This window comes from Cryobacterium tagatosivorans, from assembly GCF_004402215.1.
GTDB classification, from domain to species: Bacteria; Actinomycetota; Actinomycetes; order Actinomycetales; family Microbacteriaceae; genus Cryobacterium; species Cryobacterium tagatosivorans.
Genome location: NZ_SOEZ01000031.1, coordinates 1 through 23,331, shown reverse-complemented (window position 1 = coordinate 23,331; position 23,331 = coordinate 1). Strand labels below are relative to the sequence as shown.

The window sequence follows — 23,331 nt, the reverse complement described above, 5'->3', positions numbered from 1 at the left end:
GGCGCCGAGACCAACCAGTGGTACCCCGATCTCGTCTACGACAATCACCCCGTCGATCAGCCCTCGTCGCCAGCCGAGGGGTACCACTTCTCCGTCCGGTCACGGGCAGCTACCCGGGGACCGCGCCGTGGGCCTTCACCGGCGGCACGATCAACCGGGTGGCCATCGACGTGAGCGGCGAGCCGTACGTCGACCTCGAACGCGAGGCCCAGGCGATGCTCATGCGCGAGTAGGCGGCTCAGGTCGTGTGAATCGTGCGGGCGGCGGCGCACCCGGCCGGGGCCCTCAGGCCGCCTGCAGCGCCGGTTGCCGCATTGCAGTGCCCAGGAGGGCGACGATATAGGAATCTACCGGACCGGCCGCCAGCTGTGTCCGTTGGACGCTCAGCTCGAACCGCCACGCCACACGTCCAGCCACGCGCTCGAACACAATCGTCGGTTCCACGGACACGAACAATTTTCGCGTCGCCGCCAGGGACCTGGCATTGGCGTGATGGATCGACGAGTACAAGGGAAGTGATTCCGCACGGGACGCGAGCACCACGGCGCGCTTCAACGAGGAGTTCAGGCCCGTGCCACGCGCAGCCAGCGTGAGATAGGTGGAGGTCTGGTAGGTCCCCGGCAGCTCGAGGTAGGGCACCACGGCGAAAACCCCGACGGCTTCATCCCCCTGGAATAGTGCCCAGGAGCGGTCAGGGGCCCGGTGCAGGTATGAACGGACGAGTGCCTCGCCGGTGCGCATCTGTCCCACGGGGAAATCCAGGTGACCGAGGGCCGCAGTGACGCGGTCGCGGGTGGCGGCGTCAAGGGAGCCAATCAGGCGCAGGTCTGTCGTCACCCGCCCAGGAAGAGTGCACGGCTTCATGAGCACAGTGTTCTGGGGTCCAGTTTCGCCGGAGTGAACAAAAGATGACTCTCTGATGAAGGCACCAGGGCGACCTGGATCTCGTTCATCCCCCTGTTACCTGGATACCCTAAAATGATGACTCGCCCCCGGTGGACTGCATGTCGAGGCGACCTCGACAAGGAGTCCGCGTGACCCAGATCCTCCCCGGCCAGAGCGTGCTCGAGGCAGGGGCGCGAAGGCCGCCCGCGCGGACCCTCATCGACATCCTGATGGCGACCTCCGTTCTGAATCCGGATGCCCTCGCGCTCGAGGATGCCGACGGTGCGATCAGTTACCGGAGGCTCGTGCGGCTGGTCAGCGAGCAGGCGGCGAGGCTCAGCCGCGACGGGGTGCGTCGTGGCGACAAGGTGGGCATCCGCCTCCCGTCGGGAAGCCGTGACCTGTACGTGTCCATCCTGGCAACCCTGTCCGTGGGCGCGGCCTACGTTCCCGTCGACGCCGACGATCCGGACGAACGGGCGCGGCTCGTGTTCGGTGAGGCGCGCGTGGTCGGGGTCATCGGACCGCGTGGCGTGTTCGAGTTGCGTGACGGCGTCGACAGGGCGATGCTGGCTGACCGCACACTGCCCGCTGAGGACGACCCGGCTCTCGCCCGCTCGTCCGGGACGCTTCCGGCGGTCGACGACGACGCCTGGGTCATCTTCACGTCCGGGTCGACCGGGGTGCCGAAAGGAGTCGCCGTCACCCACCGTTCGGCTGCGGCGTTCGTCGACGCGGAGGCGCGACTGTTCCTGCGCTCCGAGCCGGTGGGCCCCGGCGACCGGGTACTCGCGGGGCTCTCCGTGGCGTTCGACGCCTCGTGCGAAGAGATGTGGCTGGCGTGGCGGAACGGCGCCTGCCTCGTGGCGGCTCCCCGGTCCCTCGTGCGTGCGGGTGCCGACCTGGGGCCGTGGCTCATAGCGCACGGCATCACCGTGGTGTCGACCGTCCCCACCCTCGCCGCGCTCTGGCCGGAGGAATCGCTCGAATTGGTCAGGCTGGTCATCTTCGGTGGCGAGGCCTGCCCTCCCGAACTGGCGGCTCGCATCGCTGCCCGCGGGCGGGAGGTCTGGAACACGTACGGCCCGACCGAGGCGACGGTCGTCGCTTGCGCGGCCCCACTGGGCGGCGACGGACCGGTGCGGATCGGACTCCCCCTGGACGGCTGGGACCTGGCCGTCGTCGACGCCCGGGGCGCCCGGGTCGACGAGGGTGAGACCGGCGAACTCATCATTGGCGGCGTTGGCCTGGCGCGCTACCTCGATCCGGACAAAGACGCCGAGAAGTACGCCCCGCACCCGACCCTCGGCTGGGAGCGCGCGTACCAGAGCGGCGACCTGGTGCGCTTCGAACGCGACGGGCTGGTGTTCGTCGGTCGGGCCGACGACCAGGTGAAGCTCGGCGGCCGGCGGATAGAGCTCGGCGAGGTGGAGGCGGCGTTGCGGGCGCTCCCCGGCGTCGCCGCAGCCGCCGCGGCTGTGCAGAAGACCCCGGCCGGCAACCAGGTCCTCGTCGGCTACCTCGCCCTCGCCACTGAGGCATCCGGTTTCGATCGAACGGCTGCGAACGAGCGCCTGCGCGCCGAACTTCCGGCCGCGCTCGTGCCTCTCCTCGCCGTCGTCGCGGATCTCCCCACGCGGACATCCGGCAAAGTCGACCGGGCCGCCCTGCCGTGGCCGCTACCCGTCACCGGGAATGAACCCCCGGCGGTGGGCCTGTCGCCGACGGTCCAGTGGCTGGCCGAGAGCTGGACCGCGATCCTGGGGGTGCCGGTGGGAGGACCGGATGACGACTTCTTCGCGCACGGCGGAGGGTCGCTCTCTGCCGCCCAGCTCGTGTCCGCGATCCGACGGCGCTACCCGGAGACACGCGTCGCGGACATTTACGACTACCCGCGGATCGGCTCCCTCGCCGACGCGCTGGACGGGCGCACTCCGGCGGATCGCCCAGCAGCCCGACAGGTTCGCCCAACGCCGGTGGCGAGCGGGCTCGCCCAGACGCTCCTCACCGTTCCGCTGCACGTCCTCGTCGGGGCACGGTGGCTCGTCTATCTCGCCACGGCGAACAATCTGCTCGCCCTGGGGGGCGCGTCGTTCGCCCCCACCGTTTCGTGGTGGTGGATCGCGGCCGGGTTCCTGCTCCTGGTGATGCCGCCGGGCAAGATGGCAATCGTGGTCACCACGTCGAGGCTTCTGCTGCGCGGCGTGGAATCGGGCGACTACCCGCGGGGTGGATCCGTGCACCTTCGGCTCTGGCTCGCCGAGCAAGTCGCGCTGCTCGTCGATCCGGCCAGTCTCGCGGGGGCACCGTGGATCAGCTACTACGCGCGTGCCCTCGGCGCCCGGATCGGGCCCGGGGTCGATTTGCACACCCTTCCACCGGTGACCGGGATGCTCTCGATCGGCGCCCGGGCGGCCGTCGAACCCGAGACGGACCTGTCGGGGTACTGGCTCGACGGCGATGTGCTGCGGCTCGGCAGCGTGCACATCGGTGCCGACGCGACGGTCGGCTCGCGCAGCATCCTGCTCGGAGGCGCCAACATCGGAAAGGGCGCAGAGGTCGAAGCCGGGGCTGCCGTGAGCGGCCGGGTTCCCGCGGGAGAGCGCTGGGCGGGATCTCCGGCGGCCCGGGTCGGGTCCGCGCGCCGGGACTGGCCCGCGGAACGCCCGCCCCGCGCGCGTCGCTGGCTCGTTGCCTACGCGGCGGGCTCGATCGGCATGTCCGCCCTGCCGGCCGTGGCCGTGGTGCTCGGCGCACTCGTCGTGGGAAACGCGGTGGGCGACGCCGGCACCCTCTGGACTGCCACCCTGCGCGCCGCCCTGGCCATCCCCCTCGCCGTGCTGGTCGCCGGCGCCACCTACGCGATCCTGGTCGTCGCTGCGGTCCGAGCACTCGGGATCGGTTTGAGCGAGGGAAGTCATCCCGTGCGCAGCCGTGTCGGCTGGCAGGTGTGGACAACGGAACGCATCCTCGACGGCGCCCGAACCCTCCTGTTCCCGCTGTACGCGAGCCTTCTGACCCCGACGTGGCTGCGCCTGCTCGGAGCAAAGGTCGGAGCGAACGTCGAAGCGTCGACAGTGCTACTCGTCCCGTCGTTGACGACGATCGCGCCCGGCGCCTTCCTCGCGGATGACACGCTGGTCGCCTCCTACGAGCTCGGCGGCGGCTGGATGCGGATCGGCCAGGCCAAGGTCGGCCGACGCGCCTTCCTGGGCAACAGCGCGATCGTCGGACCGGGACGAAGGGTGCCGCGGAACGGGCTCGTCGCCGTGCTCTCCTCCACGCCGCGCAAGGCGAAACGCGGGTCCTCCTGGCTCGGCAGCCCACCGGTGCGTCTCCGGCGAACGGTGACCGATTTCGACGAGGCGAGGACATTCCATCCGCCCGCTCGACTCCGTCCGGCGAGGGCGGCGTGGGAGGCGCTGCGCATCGTCCCCGTCGTCGTCACGGCCCTGATCGCGCTCGGCGTTCTCGCCGCGCTCGACTGGCTCTGGCTCACGGCCGGCCTCGGCTGGACGCTCGTCTTGTCCGGTGCCGTCATGCTGGCCGCCGGCGTCGTCGCCGCGGCTGTGACGACGTGCGCCAAGTGGCTCCTCGTCGGCAGGATCGCGGCGAGCGAGCATCCGTTGTGGTCGTCATTCGTCTGGCGCAACGAGGTGTCGGATTCCTTCGTCGAGATGGTCGCCCGTCCCTGGTTCGCCGCGGGCGCCGTGGGCACCCCGGCCCTGGCGCTGTGGCTGCGCACCCTCGGCGCGAAAGTCGGCCGCGGGGTGTGGTGCGAGTCGTATTGGCTGCCCGAGGCGGATCTGGTTGCCATCGGCGACGGCTGCACGATCAACCGGGGCTGCGTCGTGCAGACACACCTGTTCCACGATCGCCTCATGCAACTCGATGCCGTGGCACTCGCGGCCGGCTCGACGCTGGGCCCGCACAGCGTCATCCTGCCGGCCGCGTCGGTGGACGAGAACGCCACCGTCGGCCCCGCGTCACTCGTGATGCGCGGCGAACGCGTTCCCGGCGGGTCCCTCTGGGCCGGCAACCCGATCACGCCGTGGCGAGCCCCGCCATGGCAGACTTGACGATGCCCATGCCCCAGTCCTCGCAATCCAGATACGGTTCCTCGACGTTCGGTGACCCGTATGTGCCCGCCGGCGGGAACGGCGGATACAAGGTCGACCACTACGACCTCGATCTCGACTACCGCGTCGCCACCAACCGGCTGCGCGCCACGGCCACAATCACGGCGCGCGCGACCATGCGACTGGATCGGTTCAGCCTCGACTTCGACGGTCTCAGCGTCGACAAGATCACGGTCGCCGGCTCGCCGCCCCGCAAGGTGACCCATACCGCGCGGAAACTCACTGTGACGGTCGCGGAGCCGATCGAAGCCGGCGACAGCTTCGAGGTCATGGTGCGCTACCGCGGCTCTCCGCGTCCGCTGCGGAGTCCCTGGGGCGAAGTCGGGTGGGAGGAGCTGAGCGACGGAGTGCTTGTCGCCGGGCAGCCCTGCGGTGCGGCCTCGTGGTTCCCCTGCAACGACCACCCCAGCTTCAAGTCGACTTTCCGGATCGTCGTCACCTGCGAATCCCCGTACACGGTCATCTCGAACGGCGCGCTCACCTCCCAGTCCACTCGGTCGGGGCGCACGTCGTGGACGTTCCATGTGCGCGAGCCGATGGCGAGCTACCTCGCGACGGTGCAGATCGGCCGGTACATCCGCCGGGACGTCGTCGCGTCACCCGTCGTCCAGCGGATCTTCTTCCCGGCCGACCTCGCCCACGAGGTCGCCGTGGACTTCGCCAGGCTAGGCGACATGGTTTCACTGTTCAGCGAGCTCTTCGGACCGTACCCGTTCGATTCCTATTCGGTCGTGGTCACCGACGACGAGCTGGAGATCCCCCTCGAAGCCCAGGGCCTCGCCATCTTCGGTCGCAACCACGTTGACGGCGCTCACGGCAGTGACCGTTTCATCGCGCATGAACTCGCCCACCAGTGGTTCGGCAACAGCCTGACGATCGCACGATGGCAGGACATCTGGCTTCACGAGGGCTTCGCCTGTTACGCCGAGTGGCTCTGGGAGGAAGAACGCGGCGGCAGGTCGGCCGAGGAGAACGCCATTCGACACTGGAACCAGGTTGACGCCCTGCCGCACGACATCGTCGTCGGCGACCCCGGCCCGCACGCGATGTTCGACGACCGCGTCTACAAGCGTGGGGCACTGGCCGTGCACGCGGTGCGCAGGCATCTCGGCGACGAGGTGTTCTTCGAGGTCCTCAGGGCGTTCACCCGAGGTCGGCGTCACGGCAGCATCTCCACCGAGGATTTCGTCGAGTTCTTCTCGCGCTCCGGCAAGGCCGGCGTCGGGCCCATCGTCAGCGCCTGGATCAACGCGAGCGATCTCCCGGAGCTGTGAGCCCGGCTTTCGGATCCGCGCACACGGCCGACGCGTCAAAGAGCCGAACCTCTGGGCGAGTTGGGGCGAGCACGGCCACCGTCCCGACGAGACCCTCCCCTGGCTCAAAATGCGTCAAGTTCATCGTTTCGACCGGGAAATCCGCGTCCCGCCACACCTCGATGGCCGGATGGCCCTGAGTTCCGCGCCGAGGGACGGAAACGGAGATGGCGCGAGGGTCCGACCTGAGGCCGGTCCCCGTGGCTTTCAGTGCCGCTTCCTTGCTCGTCCACAGGAAGGCACGCGCCCAGTCGGCGTCGGAGTCCTCGCGTCCGAGGAGACCGGCCCTCTCGGCCGCCCCGAAGGCGACATCGTCGAACGATGAACGGGCGACGGCCTCGGGGCTCTCGATGTCGACGCCGACGGGTCCGGCAAACGTGACCGCGACGGCGACCAGCCGACCGGCCCGGCTCAGGCTGACGTGCAGGTCACGGGCAGGACCGGCCGGGGCCACCACCACGGGTCGTCCATGCTTGCCGGAACAGTGCTCGCACCGCTGTTCGATGGAGATCGTGCGCCTGTCCTCGCCGGACACCCACGCGACCGCATCGACCAGCAATCGGCGATCCGTCGCATTGATCGAGGCCCGTTCGCCGACAAAGACGAACACGTCCATCGTCGGCTTGTCGACCACGTCACCGACCTCCCTGCCAGGGTCAGCTCAGATTCTACGCCCGCGCGGGCTGGGGAGATTGGGCGGGCGCTTGATCAATGGTCAGTCCCGACTGTATGGTCAGTGGATGCTGACTCTTCCATCACGCCTGGATGTCATGAACCGGCTCGGTCGAGCGATGGCCGATCCGACTCGTTCGAAGATCTTGCTCAGCCTGCTGGAGCAGCCCGGTTATCCCGCCCAGCTGGCGCGCGACCTCGACCTTACTCGCTCGAACGTGTCGAACCATTTGAGTTGCCTGCGCGGCTGCGGCATCGTTGCCGCCGTTCCCGAGGGCCGGCAGACACGCTACGAAATCGCCGACCGACACCTGACCCGGGCCCTGGCCCTGCTCGTCGACGTCGTGCTCGCGGTGGACGACGGCGTCGAATGCTCCGACCAGGACTGCGACCTGCCCCTCTGCTGCGGGACCGGGGAATGACCGCCACCACGAACGGGCCCGGACCCGCCCGCGCCGTCGACCTCACCCGGAAACTGGTCCTGCAGCGCCGGATCCGGCTCATCGTCGCCGTCACGATCACCTACAACGTCATCGAGGCGATCATCGCCCTGACCGCCGGCACCGTGGCCTCCTCCGCCGCCCTGATCGGCTTCGGCCTCGACTCCATCGTCGAAGTCCTCTCCGCCGCCGCCATCGCCTGGCAGTTCGCCGCCCCCGACCCCGAGAGACGCGAGAAAGTCGCGCTGCGTGTCATCGCGTACTCCTTCTTCGGCCTGGCTGCCTACGTGATCGTCGACGCGGGCCTGTCGATCTTCGGCCTGCGCGAAGCAGAGCACAGCCCGGTCGGGATCGCGCTGGCCGCCGTCAGTCTCGCGGTCATGCCGGTGTTGAGCTGGCTGGAACGCCGCACCGGCCGCGAGCTGGGGTCGGCCTCGGCCGTGGCGGACTCGAAGCAGACCCTTATCTGCAGCTACCTGTCGGCCGCACTCCTGGGCGGTCTGCTGCTCAACTCGCTACTGGGGTGGGCGTGGGCGGACTCGATTGCCGCACTCGTGATTGCCGGCTTCGCCATCCGGGAGGGAGCGGAAGCGTGGCGGGGAGACACCTGCGCGGCTCCGATCAGCGCCCTGACGGGCGAACGGACCCTCGACACGGATTCCTGCTGCTGACGCCCGCCCCTCGCTACATGCTTGCGGCGAGGCCCGCGACCGCTGTCTCTCCGCAGCCCGGGCGCCCGCGCCAGCCCTGTGCGCCACCGGCTATGGTCGAAACCATGACTGATCCGTCGCTTCGGCTGCCCAACACGATGTTCCGCGCGGTCCTCGACCTGGGCGACCTCCCCCTCGACACGCCTCCCCTCCCCGCCCGGTTCGCGCATCCCACGCTGGACGCCGATTGGGACGAGGAGGAGGAGCTCGGCGTGCTGTACCTCGGCTTTGCCGACGGCCAGCTTCACCTGGAGTTCACCGACGAGGGTGTGGACTTTCACTTCCACCACGCCGCCGACTCCGGCGCCGAGAGCTCGGACAGCCCGTGGCCGGAAGCCGACACGACGGCGCTTCTCGCCTGGGCGGCGCACCTGGTCGCACACGTCTACCCGCTGCTGCCCGACCTCATCGAGGACGCGGACGAAGCCGCCACCTGGCACCGGGAAGGACTGACGGTGTACGCCCGCGACTACGGGCCCGTCCCCCTGGAAATTGTGGACGTCGAGATGGAAGGCGAGCAGCTGATGCTCCCGTGGCTGGGTGCGGGTCTCGTCGACCATGCGCACTCTGACGAGCCCGGCAACCCGATCCTGCTCCTGTGGAACCCCGAGCAGGACGGCATCCCGGACACGCCGATCGCCCGCGCCTGGCTGGACCCGAAGACCGGGGAGCCGACGAGCGCGGGCGAGCCGGGCACCGACTGGGCGGCGGTCGGTCTGCCGGAGTCGGAAGTCCTCACCTGGCTGGAGACGTTCTACCTCAACCATGAGGTCATCGGCGACCCGGCGCAGACGATTGTCATGGCGGCACTGGCGAGGATCGCCGGGCTCGACGGGCCATCAGCCGCTCACTCCTGAGCCTCGGTCACGCCCTCACTTCTTCGGCAAGCAGCGTGTCGATCTGGCCCATCGCCTCTCGCATGCCCTCCTCCATCCCCATGGCGGACATCTGCTCGAGCTGTTCCATGTTCTCGAACGTCGAGACCGACGTCATTCGGGTGCGACCCTCGAACTCTTCCAGGGTCACGACGCCGTGCACCGTGCCCATGTCGGCGACCGGCTGACCGTTCTCGTCGGCGAAACCATCGTCGAACTCCAGCCGGTGCGGCGGCTGGATCGACGTGGTCACCCACCAGCCGCGGGCCTTCTCGCCCTCCGGGCCCGTCATGTAGTAACTCGACCGTCCCCCGGGGACGAAGTCGTGCCGGTCGAAGGTGGCCGGCCAGGTCGGCGGGCCCCACCACCGCTCGAGCTGGCGCGCGTCTTCCCAGATCTGCCACACCCGCTCCACGCTCGCGTCGAACTCGGCCACGAACGTGAGGGTCAGCGCCTCTGGATCCTTGTGTGAACTAACGACGGTCATGAACTCTCTCCTTCTTCTCCATCTTCGGACAGGATGTCGCTGATGCTCTGGTCGCGATACCGCCAGAGGTCCTCAAAGTGCTGGAGCAGCCGGGAAGCCTTGCGCACGGTTTCGAGGTTTCCGCGCACGATCTGCTCCCTCCCGCGGCGTTCCTTGACGACGAGGGACGCCCGCTCGAGGACCGCCACGTGCTTCTGGACTGCCGCGAAGCTCATGGCATAGCTCGCGGCGAGCATGGACACCGACTGCTCACGTTGAACGACCCGCGCCACAATATCCCGGCGCGTGGCATCCGCGAGCGCATGAAAGATACGGCCTGCCTCGTCGTCCAGCACGCTGTCTACACTCACGCTGTCTGCACTCACGCTATCTGCAATCACGCTATCTACAACCATTTGGTTGTATTTTAGCGCTCCCCCACGTCCCGGCACAAGCATCTTGGCATGGTGAATTTCTAGCTGGTGCGGTGGGCCAGGCCCGCGGTCTCACCGCCGTCAACGTGCCATGGACCCTCTTCCCGTCAGCTCGGAAACTGCACCCGTTCCCCCTCCAGAGCGCTGGGTCAGCCGGCGATGGCGAGGCCCAGTCCGAGGCCGATCATTCCGACCGCGATGCAGCTGTCAAGAACGCGCCAGGCCGCCGGTCGGGCGAAGATCGGCCGGAGCAGGCGCGCGCCGAAGCCGAGGGAAAAGAACCACGCGATGCTCGCGACCATGGCGCCCGCCGCCCACCACCAGCGCAGGTCGGGCCCCTGCTGGTTGGCGATGGATCCGGCGAAAATCAGCGTGTCGAGATACACGTGCGGGTTGAGCCAGGTGAAGGCCAGCGCGGTCAAGACCGCCGCGCGGAGGGGGCGTGCGATCGTCAGCGTCGCGCCTGCCCGAGTCTCGGTCGTGACCGCACCCGGCGCCGGCGCCACGGGGCTGTCGTCGAGGGGCAACGCCCCGGGATGCACGGCGCGACGAGCGGCCAGAACGCCGTAGCCGATCAGGAAGGCGGCGCCGAGAAAGCGCAGCACGACGAGCAGAACGGGGAAACGCTCGACCACGGCCCCGACGCCGAGCACACCGGCGGTGATCAGCGCCATATCGGATGCGGCGCAGATGGCAACGACGGCGAGGATCTCCCGGCCCCGGCCGGCGATGCCGAGCCGCAGGACGTACGCGTTTTGGGCGCCGATGGCAACGATGAGGGCGAGACCGGTCCCGAGGCCCATCAACGAAGCCGCGATGATGTTCTGCATTCCTCGACCCTACGCAGCCGCCTGCCGACAGAACAGCTAATGTTTCTAAATCACCATTAGGAGAGGTAATGCCGTCATATTCCCTTGAGCACCTCCGGACGCTCGTCGCGGTCCTCGACGAGGGCACGTTCGACGCCGCCGCTGCGCGCCTGCACGTCACCGCGTCGGCCGTGTCGCAGCGGATCAAGGCGATGGAGGAGGCGACCGGGCAGGTCCTGGTGCAGCGGACCAATCCAGCCCGGGCCACCGCCGCTGGTGTTGGCGTGGCACGCTACGCGCGCCAGGTGGACCTCCTCGGCGAAGACCTCCGCCGGGAGCTCGGCGAGGACGGCCGGGAGAAGGCGACCTACTCGATCGCCGTGGCCGTCAACGCGGATTCCCTCGCGACGTGGTTCCTGCCCGCCCTCGCGACGGCCCACGAGCGGTTCGGTGCCATTTTCGACGTCCACCGCGACGATGAGGAGTACACCGTCGCTCTCCTCCGGTCCGGCACCGTCATGGCCGCCGTGACGGCGACCGAACAGGCCGTGCAGGGATGCACCTCGAGCCTGCTTGGCGTCATGCGCTACCGGGCCGTCGCCGCCCCGACCTTCCTCTCCCGCTGGAGTCCCCGCGCCGACCTGTCCGACCTCGACCGCATGCCGGTCGTCGACTTCGACCGCAAGGACGAGTTGCAGCGCGGTTTCGTGCGCACGGTGCTGGGCCGTGAGCCGTCCGGGCCTCGGCACCTCATCCCGACCTCCGACGACTTCGCCCGCTCGATTCTGCTCGGCCTCGGCTGGGGACTGCTGCCGGAGCAGCAGGCCGGCGCCCACCTCAACGCGGGCTCCCTCGTCGAGCTCGCACCGCAGCATCCGATCGACGTTCGCCTCTACTGGCAGCGATGGAACCTCGCCTCACCGCAGCTCGACGGGCTCACCCGCGTCGTGCGGGAAGCGGCAACGGCAACGCTCAGGCAGGCGTAGCCGCAGCCCGCTCAGCGTCCGGACCCGCTCAGGTCCGGACCGGCTCAGTATCCGGACCGGCCCGGCTTCGTCGTTATCTCATCGCCGGCCGGGGAAAGCACGTACCACACCCCCTGGACGCCCTGCCCGTTCGTATCGCCGGCAGCCGTGTCGCCGGCGTAGGTGTAGATCGGCCGTCCGTTGACCGTCAGCTGCTTGTCGCCGGTGACGCCGGTGATGGTGCCCACCTTCGCCGTGATGCCGGTGACGCTCGGCGTCGCGGATGCCGACGTGATGGCCGGCCAGTTCGCCGCGCACTGGCCGGTGCAGGCGCTCGAGCCCGAATCCGCCGTGTCCTTGTCGAAGAAGTATGCGGTCATGCCCTTGCCGTCGACCACGATCGTGCCGAGGTCCGTGGTTGCGACGGCGGCGTCGGTGCCCGCTGCAATCGGCGGCGGGGAGCTCGATGATGTGCTCGCCGGAGTCGCGCATCCGGCGAGGGCCAGCAGGGCCAAAGCGGCGCCGGCGAGGGTGAGAGCGAATGGTGTCTTCACGATGTGCTCCATAGATGTTGGAGTGCGCCGACTGGCGCATCACGGTGACTGGCGGCAATGAACCGCTGCAGGAATCACGTCACGGGACCCGAATCGGTTCACTCTCGCGATGGCTTTCGCCCACACCGAGCGGTCGCTCCCCCGCCCGGTTGTCCGAAACGCGGAACGTCGACGGTCCGCATCTGCCGATCTGACAAACAGGAGGCCGGGCAGAAAACCTAGGGTTCAAGTGGCTCGGACGAGTGGAACGGTCCGGGTCACGGAATCGAAGGGAGAGCAAGTGAGGCACCTGGGGCTACGCCATCGGCTGGCTCGCGCGGCCCTCGGTCGCGACACCAGCTCCTTCGCCCGGCGCTGGCCCGGCAAGGTGCTCATCGCCGTCATCCTGCCGGCCATCCCGGCTGCGATGCTGTTCAAATCGGTGAGCGGAGGCACCTACGCCGACGACAGCTGGGCGGCACTGCTCATGGCGGCGGCCCTGGCCCTCGCCTACCTGGTCTCACGCCGCCTTCTTGTCACCGTGCTGGTCGCCGGGCTCGTCGTCGGCGTGACCTCGTGGGTGCTCGCCCCCGACCTCGCCACCACCGATCTCCTCGGCGTGGATCTCCTCGGCGCGGATCTCCGTGGCCCAGACTGACAGTCAGTGGCTGACAGCCAGTGGCTGACGGTCAGCGCAGTGCTGTCGCCGGCTCAACGGCCTTCGCCGCGGCCGCTCCGACGCCGTGGCCGGCAGCCGGGTAGAAGAGCCGGACCAGGACGAAGCCGAGAAGCCCGCCGACGAGCTGGGCGGCGACGTATCCCGGCGCGGCGGATGGCGCGATGCCCGCGAACGTGTCGGAGAACATCCGGCCGATGGTGATCGCCGGGTTCGCGAAGCTGGCGGAACTCGTGAAGAAGTACGCGGCACCGATGTAGGCCCCGACCGCGGCCGGGGCGAGGTTAGCCCGGCCCGACCGGACCAGGGAGAAGATCACGAGCACGAGGCCCGCCGTGGCAATGACCTCCGCCAGCAGGTGCGGAGCGGTGAGGCGTTCGGTCCCGCTGACGCTCGCGGCCGGAAGCGCGAACATCAGGTTCGCGACAACGGCTCCGGTGACGCAGCCGAGGACCTGCGCCGGAACGTACGCCGCCACGTCGCGCCACGGCCGGCACCCGAGCGCGGCGTCGACCAGGGAGACGACCGGGTTGAAGTGGGCGCCACTGATCGGCGCGAAGACCAGAATGATCGCGAACAGTCCGAGGGCGGTCGCGATGGCGTTCTCGAGCAGCTGCAACCCCACGTCGCCCGGGGACAGCTGCTGCGCCGCGATGCCGCTACCCACGACCAGCGCGGCAAGCAGAAGACTCCCGAGGAACTCGGCGGAGACGCGCCGGGCGAAGTCGCTCACGCCGTGACCAGCACCGTCGCGAGGGAGTCCAGGGCCCCCGGGACCAGTGCGTAGTAGTGCCAGGTGCCTCGTTTGGAGCGGCTGAGGAAGCCGGCATCCATGAGCACCTTGAGGTGGTGCGAAACGGTGGGCTGGCTGAGCCCGATGGGCTCGGTCAGGTCGCACACGCAGGCCTCCTGGCCTTCGGAGGCGGCAACGATCGAGAGCAACCGCAGGCGGGCGGGATCGGCGATCGCCTTCAGCAGGCGGGCGAGGTCCACCGCCTGCTCGGCGTCGAGCGGCTGCCGGGTGAGCGGAGCGCAGCAGGCCGAAGCCTCGTTGAGCGGAAGCGCGGTGGAAGTGGACATGCCCCCAGCATAAGTCAACATTGACATCTGTCGATATTGTGTCGATAATTTCTTCATCGAGGTTCATCGATATATAGGGAGACCAGCGCCATGACACTCATCGATCTGACGGCTCCCGCAGCCCGCAATCCGCACCTCGGCAGGTTGCCCGTGGCGATCATCGGAGCCGGACCGATCGGGCTGGCCGCCGCGGCGCACCTTCACGAGCGCGGCATCGACTTCATCGTCTACGAAGCAGGCGACAGCATCGCCAGCAGCATGGCCGCCTGGGGTCACACCCGGCTCTTCTCCCCCTGGAAGCACCTCATCGATCCAGCGGCCTGGCGGCTGCTGACGGCCGCCGGCTGGGCCGAGCCCGAGGAGTCCTCCCTTCCGACCGGGAGCGAACTGATCGCGCACTACCTCGCGCCCCTGGCCGCGGTGGACGCCATCGCCTCCCGGATCCACACCGGCACGACCGTCACGGCGGTCAGCCGCGAAGGGATGGACCGCACCCGCACCGTCGGCCGAGGCTCCCGCGCGTTCGTCCTGCGCCTTGCCGGGCCGGACGGGGAGATCACGGATGTCCGCGCGGCCGCCGTCATCGACGCCTCTGGGACCTACCTGAACCCCAACAGCCTGGGCTCGAACGGACTCGACCCGCTGGGATTCCCGGGCGTCGCGGACCTCGTCAGCCACGCCCTGCCCGACGTGCTCGGGGCCGATCGTCGCCGCTTCGCCGGCCGGCACACGGCCGTCGTGGGGGCGGGCCACTCCGCCGCCAACACCCTGATCGCCCTGGCGCGGCTGGCGCGGGAGGAGCCCGGCACGGCCGCCACCTGGATCATCCGCAACAAGGCCGCGGTGCGTGTCCTCGGCTCCGCGGACGACGAGCTGCAGGCCCGCGCGTCGATCGGGGCGGCCGTCGGCCGGCTCGCCGAATCCGGCGCGATCAGCCGGCTGGACGGATTCGAGATCGTCGGCCTGGCACGAGACGGCGACGGCGTCGACATTGTCGGCACCCGCCACGGCGGGCTGGAGCACGTTCGTGCGGATCTCATCGTGAACGCGACCGGCTTCCGCCCCAACCTCGACATGCTCCGCGAGATCCGTCTCTCGCTGGATGAAATCGTGGAGGCGCCCAGCGCCCTCGCTCCGCTGATCGACCCGAACCTGCACAGCTGCGGCACGGTGCCTCCGCACGGGGTGGCCGAGCTGACCCAGCCGGAGCGGGACTTCTTCATCGTCGGTATGAAAAGCTACGGCCGCGCCCCCACGTTCCTGCTGGCGACCGGCTACGAGCAGGTCCGTTCGATCGCGGACGAACTCGCGGGCAACCGCGCGGCCGCCCGGCAGGTGCAGCTCGTCCTGCCGGCGACCGGGGTTTGCTCCACCGATGCCGGTGGCGCCTCGAGCTGCTGCTGATGGATCACCGAGTGACTATCCGCCGGCTCGAGCCCGAGGACTGGCCGGCGGTCGAGGCGATCTACCAGGAAGGCATTGACACCGGCCATGCCACCTTCGAAGCGAGCACGCCAACCTGGGAAGCATTCGACGCCGGCAAAATCTCGGACCTCAGGCTGGTGGCCGTCGACGGATCGCGCGTCGTCGGCTGGGCGGCAGCATCCGCGATCTCATCCCGGCCCGTGTACGCAGGGGTGGCTGAGCACTCGGTCTACGTCGCGGCGGCCGCGCGGAATCGCGGCGTCGGACGGATGCTTCTGACCGCGCTCATTGAGAAGAGCGAAGACCTCGGATACTGGACGCTGCAGTCGGGCATCTTCGCCGAGAACACCGCGAGTCTGACCATGCATGAAAGGTTCGGGTTCCACACCGTCGGAACGCGGGAGCGCCTGGCCAAAATGACCTACGGTCCGTTCGCCGGCACGTGGCGGGACGTATGGTTCGTCGAGCGCCGCAGCAACCGGGTGGGCCTGGCCTGACACCGGACCCCGACCTCGGCCGGATTAGACTTCCGATTATGGCCATTCCGACTCGCGACGCCGCCGAAGGCATCGCCCGGAGCCTGCGAGTCCTGACCGATCCGACCAGGGTGCAGCTGCTGGGGATGGTCGTCGACAGCCCCGGCGGCCGTGCCCTCGTCGGACAGCTCGCCGCCTCTCTGGGCCTGAGCCAGCCGACCGTGAGCCACCACATGCGGGTCATGGTCGAAGAGGGCCTCCTCGAGCGCGAGCAGGAGGGCCGCGTCGCCTGGTATTCCGTGGCACCGGACCGCCAGGCGGACGTGACCGAGGTGCTGCGCGCGCGCCGGGGTGCGCAGCCGATTCCGCTGGCGCCCGCGGTGCTGGAGCGCATCACCGACGACCTCGCCGTGCGGTTCCGCGGCGTCTTCTCGGTCGAGACAATCGACCGCTATGTCAGGGAAAGCTACGCCCTCCTGGCCGAACGGGCACGCATCACCCGCTACCTGCCCTCGCTGACCAGCCGATTCGCGGGCGAGCGACTCAGCGCACTGGCGACCGCCGAGAACCTGGTCACCGACGCGACCCCCGAGGTGCTCTTCGTGTGCGTGCAGAACGCCGGACGCTCCCAGATGGCCTCCGCGATCCTGCGCTCGCTCGCCGGGAACCGAGTGCGGGTCAGGACCGCCGGGTCCGAACCCGCAGAGCTCGTCAATCCGCTCGTGGTCAACGCGCTCGACGAGGTCGGCATCCCGATCGCCGGCGAGTACCCCAAACCGCTCACCGACGAGGTCGTCCGCGCCGCCGACTACGTGATCACGATGGGCTGCGGCGACGCCTGCCCGGTCTACGCCGGCCGCCGTTACCTGGACTGGGAGCTCGCCGACCCGGTGGGCCTGCCGCTGGACGGCGTGCGCGCAGTGCGCGACGACATCACCCGGCGCGTGCGGGAGCTGCTGACCGAGATCGAGAAATCGGCCGCGAAGGTGAACGGCGGCTGAATTTCCGCCGGGCCGCTCCACATCCCATAGATGAACGTCTATGCTTTAGCTGAGTAGCCACGAGCAAAGGAAACGCCATGTCTGACAAGCCCTCCGTACTTTTCGTTTGCGTGCACAACGCGGGCCGTTCGCAGATGGCCGCCGGCTACATGACCGCCCTGTCCCACGGCCAGGTCGAGGTGCTCTCCGCCGGCTCCGCCCCCAAGGACCAGATCAACCCCGTCGCAATCGAGGCCATGGCCGAGGAGGGCATCGACATCGCGAACAACGTGCCCAAGATCCTCACCACCGAAGCCGTCAAGGACTCCGACGTCGTGATCACCATGGGCTGCGGGGACACCTGCCCGATCTTCCCCGGCAAGCGTTACGAGGACTGGGAACTGGCCGACCCGGCCGGCCAGGGCATCGAGGCGGTCCGCCCGATCCGCGACGAGATCAAGGCGCGAATCGAAAAGCTGCTCGCCGAGATTCTTCCCACTGCAGCGGCGGACCCTGAGGCCTGAAGCACACCGGAGATTGGCAGGTCCACGCCTTGCATTGCATCGACAACCGTCGATATGGTGGAAGGGCAGCCGCCACGGACACCCGGTCTCGGAAGACGGCGATAAAGGAACGGTTCCCTCATGACTAACATCCAGATCTTCGAACCAGGCCTGTGCTGCGGCACGGGCATCTGCGGCGTGGACGTCGACCAGCAGCTCATCACGTTCTCCGCCGACATGGACTGGGTACGCACCGAGGGCGGCAACGTCTCACGGTTCAACCTCGCCCAGGAGCCGTCCGCATTCGCCGAAAACGACACCGCCCGCACCTTCCTGCACGCGGCAGGCGAGGAAGGCCTCCCGGTCGTCCTCGTTGACGGCGCCACCGTCCTGACCGGCCGCTACCCGACCCGCGCCGAGCTGGCGCGCTGGGCCGAACTGGACTCGGCTCCCGGCGCTGCGGCAACGCCGCCCGCCACCGCCCCGACCCAGCCCGAGGGCTCACCCCGGCTGCTGCCGATGGCCACGGCCGCGGACGCGGAGCAGGGCGCTTCCGCCTGCTGCGGCGGAACCAGCTGCTGCTAGGACGCCGATGACCGCCCTGGCATTCCTCGACGCGGCGCCGCGTTTCCTCTTCTTCACCGGCAAGGGCGGAGTCGGCAAGACCTCCGTCGCCTGTGCGACGGCGGTCCGACTCGCGGATGCCGGGGCATCCGTTCTGCTCGTCAGCACCGACCCGGCCTCCAACGTGGGCCAGGTCTTCGGCGTCACCATCGGCAACACGGTCACACCCATCGGCTCCGTCCCGGGCCTGTCCGCGCTGGAAATCGATCCGGAGCAGGCCGTGCAGCAGTACCGGGAACGCATCGTCGGACCGGTACGCAACGTGCTCCCGGCCGCGGCCGTCGCCTCGATCGAGGAACAGCTCTCCGGCGCCTGCACCACCGAGATCGCCTCCTTCAACGAGTTCACCGACCTCCTGACGGATGCCGCGTGGACCGCCGCCTACGACCACATCATCTTCGACACGGCGCCGACCGGCCACACGATCCGGCTGCTGCGGCTGCCCGGATCCTGGACGGACTTCCTCAACGAGGGCAAGGGCGACCCCTCCTGCCTGGGCCCGCTCTCCGGGCTGGAGAAGCAGCGGGCGATCTACGCCGAAGCCGTCGCCGCCCTCGCGGACCCCGCACGCACCCGGCTGGTCCTCGTCGCCCGTGCCCAGCAGTCCACCCTGCAGGAAGCCGACCGGACCCACACGGAACTGGCCGGCATCGGCATGCGCAACCAGTACCTGGTGGTCAACGGCATTCTCCCCGACGATGCCGTGGGCGCCGACGCCCTGGCCGCGTCCATCCACGACCGCGAACGCCTCGCCCTCGCGGACATGTCCGAGGCCCTGAAGGCGCTGCCGACAGACCGGATCGACCTGAAGAGCAGCAACATGGTGGGCCTGACCGCACTGCGAAGCCTGCTCCAGGCCGGAGACTCCCCCACCGGCTCCGCGGACGTCTCATTGGTCACCCCGGATGCTCCCCTGTCGGCCCTCGTGGACGAGATCGCGGCCGGAGGCCGCGGCCTCATCATGCTCATGGGCAAGGGCGGCGTGGGCAAGACCACCATGGCGGCAGCGATCGCCGTGGCGCTGGCCGAACGCGGACTCCCGGTTCATCTGACGACGACGGACCCCGCCGCGCACCTCGCCGACACCCTGCACGGCGCAGTGGAGAACCTCGAGGTCTCCCGGATCGATCCCGCCGTCGAGATCCAGCACTACACCGACTCCGTCATGCGCAGCAAAGGCGCCCACCTCGACGAACAGGGTCGGGCGATGCTGGCCGAGGACCTCCGTTCCCCGTGCACCGAGGAGATCGCCGTGTTCCAGGCCTTCTCCCGCGTCATCCGGGAGGCGAAGAGCAAGTTCGTGGTGATGGACACCGCACCGACCGGCCACACCCTGCTCCTCCTGGATGCGACCGGCTCCTACGACCGGGAGGTCAAACGCCAGATCGGCGGCACGATGCACGTGACCACGCCGATGATGAAGCTGCAGGACCCGGCGCAGACGAAGGTGCTGCTGGTGACCCTGGCCGAAACGACCCCCGTGCTCGAGGCCGCCGAGCTGCAGGAGGACCTGCGTCGCGCCGGCATCACGCCCTGGGCGTGGATCATCAACAATTCGATCGCGGCGGCCGCACCGGACTCCCCCTTCCTGCGGGCACGAGCAACGAACGAGCTGGCCGAGATCAACCAGGTGCAAGCCCGGTATGCCGACAGGCTGGCGGTTGTCCCCCTGCTGTCGGCCGAGCCCGTGGGTATCCCGGCGCTGCGCGCCGTGGCGGAAGGGCAGCTCGCGGGCTACGCGCGGGTCTCCTCGTCCCACCAGTCGAGCACGCGCGTGCCGTAGAACGTGAGCCACCTGGATGGCTCGCCGGCCGGCGCGTCGACCTCGAACCACACCCGCCCGGGGTGGCGGCGTTCCTGCAGCCAGGTGCCGTCCGGGCGGCGGGCCGCGCGGATCACCTCGATCGCTTCGGCGAGCCGCGGATCCGGCGCGGTGCCGTCGTGCAGCGCGGCCGCGAGGAAGTAGTCCGCCGCGCCCAGCACGCTGTAGAACCAGCGGAACGGGTAGGCGAACCGCGTCGCCCACGGCGCGACGAGCTCGCCGGTGGACAGCCGGCGCAGCAGCCGACGCTGAAGCAGGTATTCCTCACCGGCTCGTCGGGCGGCCCGCTGGGCTTCGCCGCCTCCGGTGGCGGCCTCGTAGTACAACAGTCCCTTCAGGGAGTTGAGCGTGGAGTGGAAGGACGAGCGGGTCGACCCCTCGACCCACTCGCAGTTCCAGCCGCCTTCGTCCGTTTGGTGGTCGAGGAACCACTGCGCGAGTCCCGAGACGTCCGCCCCGAGCCACACGCCGTTGGCGAGCGTGAACGCGTTGATGCAGCAGTCGACTTCGCCGCCCCAATACGGCAGGTTCTCGTATTCCCAGCGGCTGTTCGCGGCGAGCAGGTCGGCCGTGCCGGCCAGGACGGCGGCATCGAGGCCCCAGTCGCGGAGCGCGTTGAGGGACCAGGTCGTCGCGGTATACGGCTGTCCCGCGTCATCGGCCGCCTCGGGGCCGTCGAAGTCGAAGTCCTTCGGGAAGTACGCCCCGCCCGCCCACTGGCCGTCGGGATCCTGCAGCGCGAGCAGCCGCGCCCCAAACCCCTCGGTCGCGATTCGGGCCCGGGTCGCGCCCCACACGTCGGGTGGCGCGCCCGCGAGGTCGCGCTCGACCTGCCAGCGCAGGGCCGGGTCGGCGTCGAGCATCCAGTCGAGCAGGGCGGGGTCGAGGCTCATGGCCGACAGGTTACCGCGGCGCGACGATCTCGAGGGGGAAACACAGGAACTCGATCCGCGGTCCGCCCGTCTCAGTCGGCGAAGGTGCTTCCCTGGGTCGACACGTCTTCCAGTCGCGCCCCGCTCGTGTCGGCGGGGTCGCGCTGTCGCCGGCTGGCAAACAGCAGCGGGATCCCGATGAGTTCCACGGCGCCGCCGATCAGCAGCGAGGTCCCGTAGCCCCAGAGGTCCGCCGAGCGGCCGAGCGCCGGCTGGATGAACACCCCGCCGAGGCTGCCGAAGAGCGAGTCGAACGACAGCACGGTCGCGCGCTGCTTGGACGGGATCATGTCGTTGAGGTAGCCCTGCCGCACCGGTGCGGCGACGGCGACCACGAACCCCCAGGCCACCAGGAAGACGATCGCGAGCCAGAAGATGCTGTTCACGCCGAGCACCACCAGCGCGAGGACGCTGCTGAGGGAGGCCCCGATCACCATGGTGGTTCGCTTGGCGAAGAGTCCGCGGATCCGGGGCGCGAGCACGCCCCCGGCCACCTGCGACAGCGAGAGGATGGCCGCGGCCAGCCCGGCGACGGAATAGGCCGACCTGTCGCCGTAGAGTTCGAGCAGGTAGGGCTGGAGCGCGTAGAAGGCGTAGATCCCCACCCCGGATGCGAACGGCGCGGAGAGGATGACGTAGCGCACGGATCGCTTCCTCAGCCCGTGCTGGATCGACTGGGTGAGCACGTTCCGGGTCGCCTTCAGCGGCCCCGCCGTGCGATCCGGGGTGAAGCAGAGGTCCTTCATCACGACGAACGCGAACAGGAACATGGCAACGAGCACCCCGGCGCGCACCAGGAACGGAACCCCGAGATTGGTCGCCTGGGCGATCACGCCGCCGAGGACCGAGCCGGCGAACATCGCGATCCCGGTCACCGCGAGCCCTCGGCCAAACACGACCTCCCAGCCGCCGGTGTACCCGGTCGAGGTCAGCGCGTCGACCAGCCAGGCCTCCACCGCACCGGAGAAGAAGGTGAAGCCGAGTCCGAGCAGCACGGACACGACCGCCCACCAGGCGAAGGGCGCGTGCCAGATCCACAGCATCCAGTACAGCCCGGTGGACACGGACAGCGTGATCGTCCCGAGCAGATAGGACGCCTTCCTCCCGACCGTGTCGGCGACCACACCGGTCGGGATCTCGAAGATCACCATGCCCACGGTGAAGAACGCGTTCGCGGCGAACGCCTCGAAATTCGACAGCCCCGCGTCGAGCAGGAACAGCGTGTTGATGCCCCAGATGAACGATGCAGCCAGCGTGTTGCCGACCAGGAGGGTGAGGTAGACGCGCTGGACGCGCCGCGCCGCCGGGTTCATGACCCGCGACCGCTCGGCACGCCCCATCCCGTCACACCAGCAATCATCAACCCGAGCGGGGTGGATGGCTAGGCTACCGACACGCCGCGCCAGCACCACTGCTGGAGCGAGGGAACCGTCGCGTCCCGGCAGGGCGCGCGGGTGACCATGTCCCGCTACCATGACCGGTGTCGTCGAGGAAAGGGGCGGATCCGGATGCCTGGTGAGAGCGAACAGGCCCCGCGGCTTCAGCCGCGATGGTTCATCGTGCTCTTCTGGAAGGCGCACCGCGCCCTGTTCCGGGTCACCGGTGGTCGTTTTGGCCTGTGGCCGGCGCGGGCCCAGCGTTGGGGCGCCATGCGATTGACCACAATCGGGCGTCGCAGCGGTCAGGAGCGGTCGGTGATGCTCGGCTACCTCGAGGACGGCCCGAACCTGGCGGCCCTGGCGATGAACGGCTGGGGCCAGGGAGAGCCCGCGTGGTGGCTGAACCTGCAGGCGCACCCGCAGGCCCGTGCGCAGCTCGCCGACGGGACCCGTGAGGTCGTCGCCCACGCCGCGACCGGAGCGGAGCGTGCCCGGCTCTCGGACCTCTGGCGGTCACTCGACAAGGATCTCGACGGTTACGCTCGTCTCCGATCGACGGAGACGGCCGTGGTGGTATTCGAACCCAGAATCAGCGTGGAGGGCTAGTGCCGGCCCGGAGGCGGCGCGGTCAGGCGCCGATCATCAGCAGCACGTGGTACATGACGTAGACCGGCCAGACGATTGCCTGCAGCAGCCCGAGGATGACGCCCCAGAATGAGCCATTTGAGATCGAGATGAAGTAGATCGCGGCCCCGATGTACGCCAACAAGAAGACGAAGCCCCATGGTCCCTCTCGCACGATCACCCGTGCACGGCTGTCCGTTCCCATCCGATCCTCCATCTTCGCGAGGCCTTCCTGACTACTCCATCGGCACCAAGATAGCCCCAGAACAGCGGGCTCGCTCGGCGCGGAAGGTCAGGGTAGTTCCGGTGAGCAGGTAACCGACAGCTCGTCCGCCAGGGGCACCGGCGCGAATCCGGTCAGCTTCTGCTTGCCACTGCTGCCCCTGGTGCCTCTGGCCGGTGACCGAGCCCGTCGAGATTGGGTCTCGACAAGCTCGACCACCGGGACGGCCTCGACCGCCGGGCGGGTCAGTCGTGCTGCGGGAAGCCCAGGTTGATGCCGCCGTGGCTCGGGTCGAGCCAGCGGCTGGTCACGGCCTTCTCCCGCGTGTAGAACGCGATCCCGGCGG

26 protein-coding genes are annotated in these 23,331 nt (G+C 69.1%); 15 read left to right on the top strand and 11 right to left on the bottom strand.

Annotated features, from left to right (window positions below; all coding sequences use genetic code 11):
- Positions 1–17 precede the first annotated feature (17 nt).
- A complete protein-coding gene (locus E3O23_RS05870) occupies positions 18–233 on the top strand; it encodes a hypothetical protein (protein WP_134489088.1) in 216 nt (71 codons plus the stop codon).
- Positions 234–285: 52 nt separating this feature from the next.
- On the opposite strand, the gene E3O23_RS05865 is transcribed toward E3O23_RS05870, so the two are convergent.
- A complete protein-coding gene (locus E3O23_RS05865) occupies positions 286–837 on the bottom strand; it encodes a hypothetical protein (protein ID WP_134489086.1) in 552 nt (183 codons plus the stop codon).
- A gap of 167 nt (positions 838–1,004) precedes the next feature.
- Between E3O23_RS05865 and E3O23_RS05860 the strand changes: the two genes are divergently transcribed.
- Together E3O23_RS05860 and E3O23_RS05855 are read left to right on the top strand one after the other, a co-directional pair.
- Positions 1,005–4,964: a Pls/PosA family non-ribosomal peptide synthetase gene (locus E3O23_RS05860; protein ID WP_134489084.1), complete on the top strand. Its 3,960-nt coding sequence runs from the start codon at positions 1,005–1,007 to the stop codon at positions 4,962–4,964.
- 2 nt (positions 4,965–4,966) lie between these two features.
- Positions 4,967–6,298, top strand: a complete 1,332-nt coding sequence (locus E3O23_RS05855; RefSeq protein WP_241983346.1) for a M1 family metallopeptidase — start codon at positions 4,967–4,969, stop codon at positions 6,296–6,298.
- On the opposite strand, the gene E3O23_RS05850 is transcribed toward E3O23_RS05855, so the two are convergent.
- A complete protein-coding gene (locus E3O23_RS05850) occupies positions 6,270–6,971 on the bottom strand; it encodes a 4'-phosphopantetheinyl transferase family protein (RefSeq protein ID WP_134489082.1) in 702 nt (233 codons plus the stop codon). The two genes, E3O23_RS05855 and E3O23_RS05850, sit on opposite strands and share 29 nt — an antisense overlap.
- A gap of 106 nt (positions 6,972–7,077) precedes the next feature.
- Between E3O23_RS05850 and cmtR the strand changes: the two genes are divergently transcribed.
- The 3 genes from cmtR (at position 7,078) to E3O23_RS05835 (ending at position 9,016) form a co-directional block, all read left to right on the top strand.
- Complete coding sequence (gene cmtR / locus E3O23_RS05845) at positions 7,078–7,431, top strand: Cd(II)/Pb(II)-sensing metalloregulatory transcriptional regulator CmtR (protein WP_134489080.1); 354 nt, start codon at positions 7,078–7,080, stop codon at positions 7,429–7,431.
- On the top strand, positions 7,428–8,120 hold the full coding sequence (locus tag E3O23_RS05840; protein ID WP_134489078.1) for a cation efflux transmembrane domain-containing protein: 693 nt from the start codon (positions 7,428–7,430) through the stop codon (positions 8,118–8,120). The genes cmtR and E3O23_RS05840 overlap by 4 nt, the downstream gene beginning before the upstream one ends.
- Positions 8,121–8,224: 104 nt before the next feature.
- Positions 8,225–9,016 carry a hypothetical protein gene (locus E3O23_RS05835; protein WP_134489077.1) on the top strand — a complete coding sequence of 264 codons (792 nt, stop codon included), beginning with the start codon at positions 8,225–8,227 and terminating at the stop codon, positions 9,014–9,016.
- Positions 9,017–9,023: 7 nt separating this feature from the next.
- Here the strand turns inward: E3O23_RS05835 and E3O23_RS05830 are convergent, their stop codons facing one another.
- The 3 genes from E3O23_RS05830 to E3O23_RS05820 form a co-directional block, all read right to left on the bottom strand.
- A complete protein-coding gene (locus tag E3O23_RS05830) occupies positions 9,024–9,521 on the bottom strand; it encodes an SRPBCC family protein (protein ID WP_134489075.1) in 498 nt (165 codons plus the stop codon).
- Positions 9,518–9,871, bottom strand: coding sequence for an ArsR/SmtB family transcription factor (locus tag E3O23_RS05825; protein ID WP_241983349.1), 354 nt, complete (start codon positions 9,869–9,871; stop codon positions 9,518–9,520). Before E3O23_RS05825 ends, E3O23_RS05830 begins: the two co-directional genes overlap by 4 nt.
- A gap of 212 nt (positions 9,872–10,083) precedes the next feature.
- Positions 10,084–10,764: a LysE/ArgO family amino acid transporter gene (locus tag E3O23_RS05820; protein WP_174776602.1), complete on the bottom strand. Its 681-nt coding sequence runs from the start codon at positions 10,762–10,764 to the stop codon at positions 10,084–10,086.
- A gap of 68 nt (positions 10,765–10,832) precedes the next feature.
- On the opposite strand from E3O23_RS05820, the gene E3O23_RS05815 reads away from it, so the two are divergent.
- The gene (locus E3O23_RS05815) at positions 10,833–11,729 is read left to right on the top strand and encodes a LysR family transcriptional regulator ArgP (RefSeq protein ID WP_134489071.1); all 897 of its coding nucleotides are present in this window, start codon (positions 10,833–10,835) and stop codon (positions 11,727–11,729) included.
- Between the two features lie 44 nt (positions 11,730–11,773).
- Here E3O23_RS05815 and E3O23_RS05810 read toward each other — a convergent pair whose 3' ends face one another.
- Positions 11,774–12,262 (bottom strand): COG4315 family predicted lipoprotein, encoded by a 489-nt coding sequence (locus E3O23_RS05810; RefSeq protein WP_338145300.1) that lies wholly within the window; start codon positions 12,260–12,262, stop codon positions 11,774–11,776.
- Positions 12,263–12,542: 280 nt separating this feature from the next.
- Here E3O23_RS05810 and E3O23_RS05805 point away from each other — a divergent pair, with 280 nt between their 5' ends.
- The gene (locus tag E3O23_RS05805) at positions 12,543–12,899 is read left to right on the top strand and encodes a hypothetical protein (protein ID WP_134489067.1); all 357 of its coding nucleotides are present in this window, start codon (positions 12,543–12,545) and stop codon (positions 12,897–12,899) included.
- A gap of 31 nt (positions 12,900–12,930) precedes the next feature.
- Here the strand turns inward: E3O23_RS05805 and E3O23_RS05800 are convergent, their stop codons facing one another.
- A complete protein-coding gene (locus tag E3O23_RS05800) occupies positions 12,931–13,650 on the bottom strand; it encodes an MIP/aquaporin family protein (protein WP_134489065.1) in 720 nt (239 codons plus the stop codon).
- Entirely contained in the window at positions 13,647–13,997 is a 351-nt protein-coding gene (locus E3O23_RS05795; protein WP_134489063.1) for an ArsR/SmtB family transcription factor, read from the bottom strand. The genes E3O23_RS05800 and E3O23_RS05795 overlap by 4 nt, the downstream gene beginning before the upstream one ends.
- Positions 13,998–14,087: 90 nt before the next feature.
- Between E3O23_RS05795 and E3O23_RS05790 the strand changes: the two genes are divergently transcribed.
- From E3O23_RS05790 to arsA, 6 genes are all read left to right on the top strand, one after another.
- On the top strand, positions 14,088–15,401 hold the full coding sequence (locus E3O23_RS05790; RefSeq protein ID WP_134489061.1) for an FAD-dependent oxidoreductase: 1,314 nt from the start codon (positions 14,088–14,090) through the stop codon (positions 15,399–15,401).
- A gap of 11 nt (positions 15,402–15,412) precedes the next feature.
- Positions 15,413–15,919 carry a GNAT family N-acetyltransferase gene (locus tag E3O23_RS05785; protein ID WP_420897639.1) on the top strand — a complete coding sequence of 169 codons (507 nt, stop codon included), beginning with the start codon at positions 15,413–15,415 and terminating at the stop codon, positions 15,917–15,919.
- Positions 15,920–15,957: 38 nt separating this feature from the next.
- Positions 15,958–16,899 carry a metalloregulator ArsR/SmtB family transcription factor gene (locus tag E3O23_RS05780; RefSeq protein WP_134489057.1) on the top strand — a complete coding sequence of 314 codons (942 nt, stop codon included), beginning with the start codon at positions 15,958–15,960 and terminating at the stop codon, positions 16,897–16,899.
- Positions 16,900–16,976: 77 nt separating this feature from the next.
- Complete coding sequence (locus E3O23_RS05775) at positions 16,977–17,402, top strand: arsenate reductase ArsC (RefSeq protein WP_134489055.1); 426 nt, start codon at positions 16,977–16,979, stop codon at positions 17,400–17,402.
- Between the two features lie 120 nt (positions 17,403–17,522).
- On the top strand, positions 17,523–17,966 hold the full coding sequence (gene arsD / locus E3O23_RS05770) for an arsenite efflux transporter metallochaperone ArsD (RefSeq protein WP_134489053.1): 444 nt from the start codon (positions 17,523–17,525) through the stop codon (positions 17,964–17,966).
- 7 nt (positions 17,967–17,973) lie between these two features.
- Positions 17,974–19,788, top strand: coding sequence for an arsenical pump-driving ATPase (gene arsA / locus E3O23_RS05765; RefSeq protein WP_134489051.1), 1,815 nt, complete (start codon positions 17,974–17,976; stop codon positions 19,786–19,788).
- Here the strand turns inward: arsA and E3O23_RS05760 are convergent.
- Positions 19,740–20,720: a squalene cyclase gene (locus E3O23_RS05760; RefSeq protein WP_134489049.1), complete on the bottom strand. Its 981-nt coding sequence runs from the start codon at positions 20,718–20,720 to the stop codon at positions 19,740–19,742. The two genes, arsA and E3O23_RS05760, sit on opposite strands and share 49 nt — an antisense overlap.
- Before the next feature lie 71 nt (positions 20,721–20,791).
- Complete coding sequence (locus E3O23_RS05755; protein WP_134489128.1) at positions 20,792–22,072, bottom strand: MFS transporter; 1,281 nt, start codon at positions 22,070–22,072, stop codon at positions 20,792–20,794.
- A gap of 195 nt (positions 22,073–22,267) precedes the next feature.
- On the opposite strand from E3O23_RS05755, the gene E3O23_RS05750 reads away from it, so the two are divergent.
- Positions 22,268–22,744, top strand: coding sequence for a nitroreductase/quinone reductase family protein (locus E3O23_RS05750; protein ID WP_134489047.1), 477 nt, complete (start codon positions 22,268–22,270; stop codon positions 22,742–22,744).
- A 22-nt stretch (positions 22,745–22,766) separates the two neighbouring features.
- On the opposite strand, the gene E3O23_RS05745 is transcribed toward E3O23_RS05750, so the two are convergent.
- On the bottom strand, positions 22,767–22,967 hold the full coding sequence (locus E3O23_RS05745) for a hypothetical protein (protein ID WP_134489045.1): 201 nt from the start codon (positions 22,965–22,967) through the stop codon (positions 22,767–22,769).
- Between the last annotated feature and the right edge of the window lie 364 nt (positions 22,968–23,331).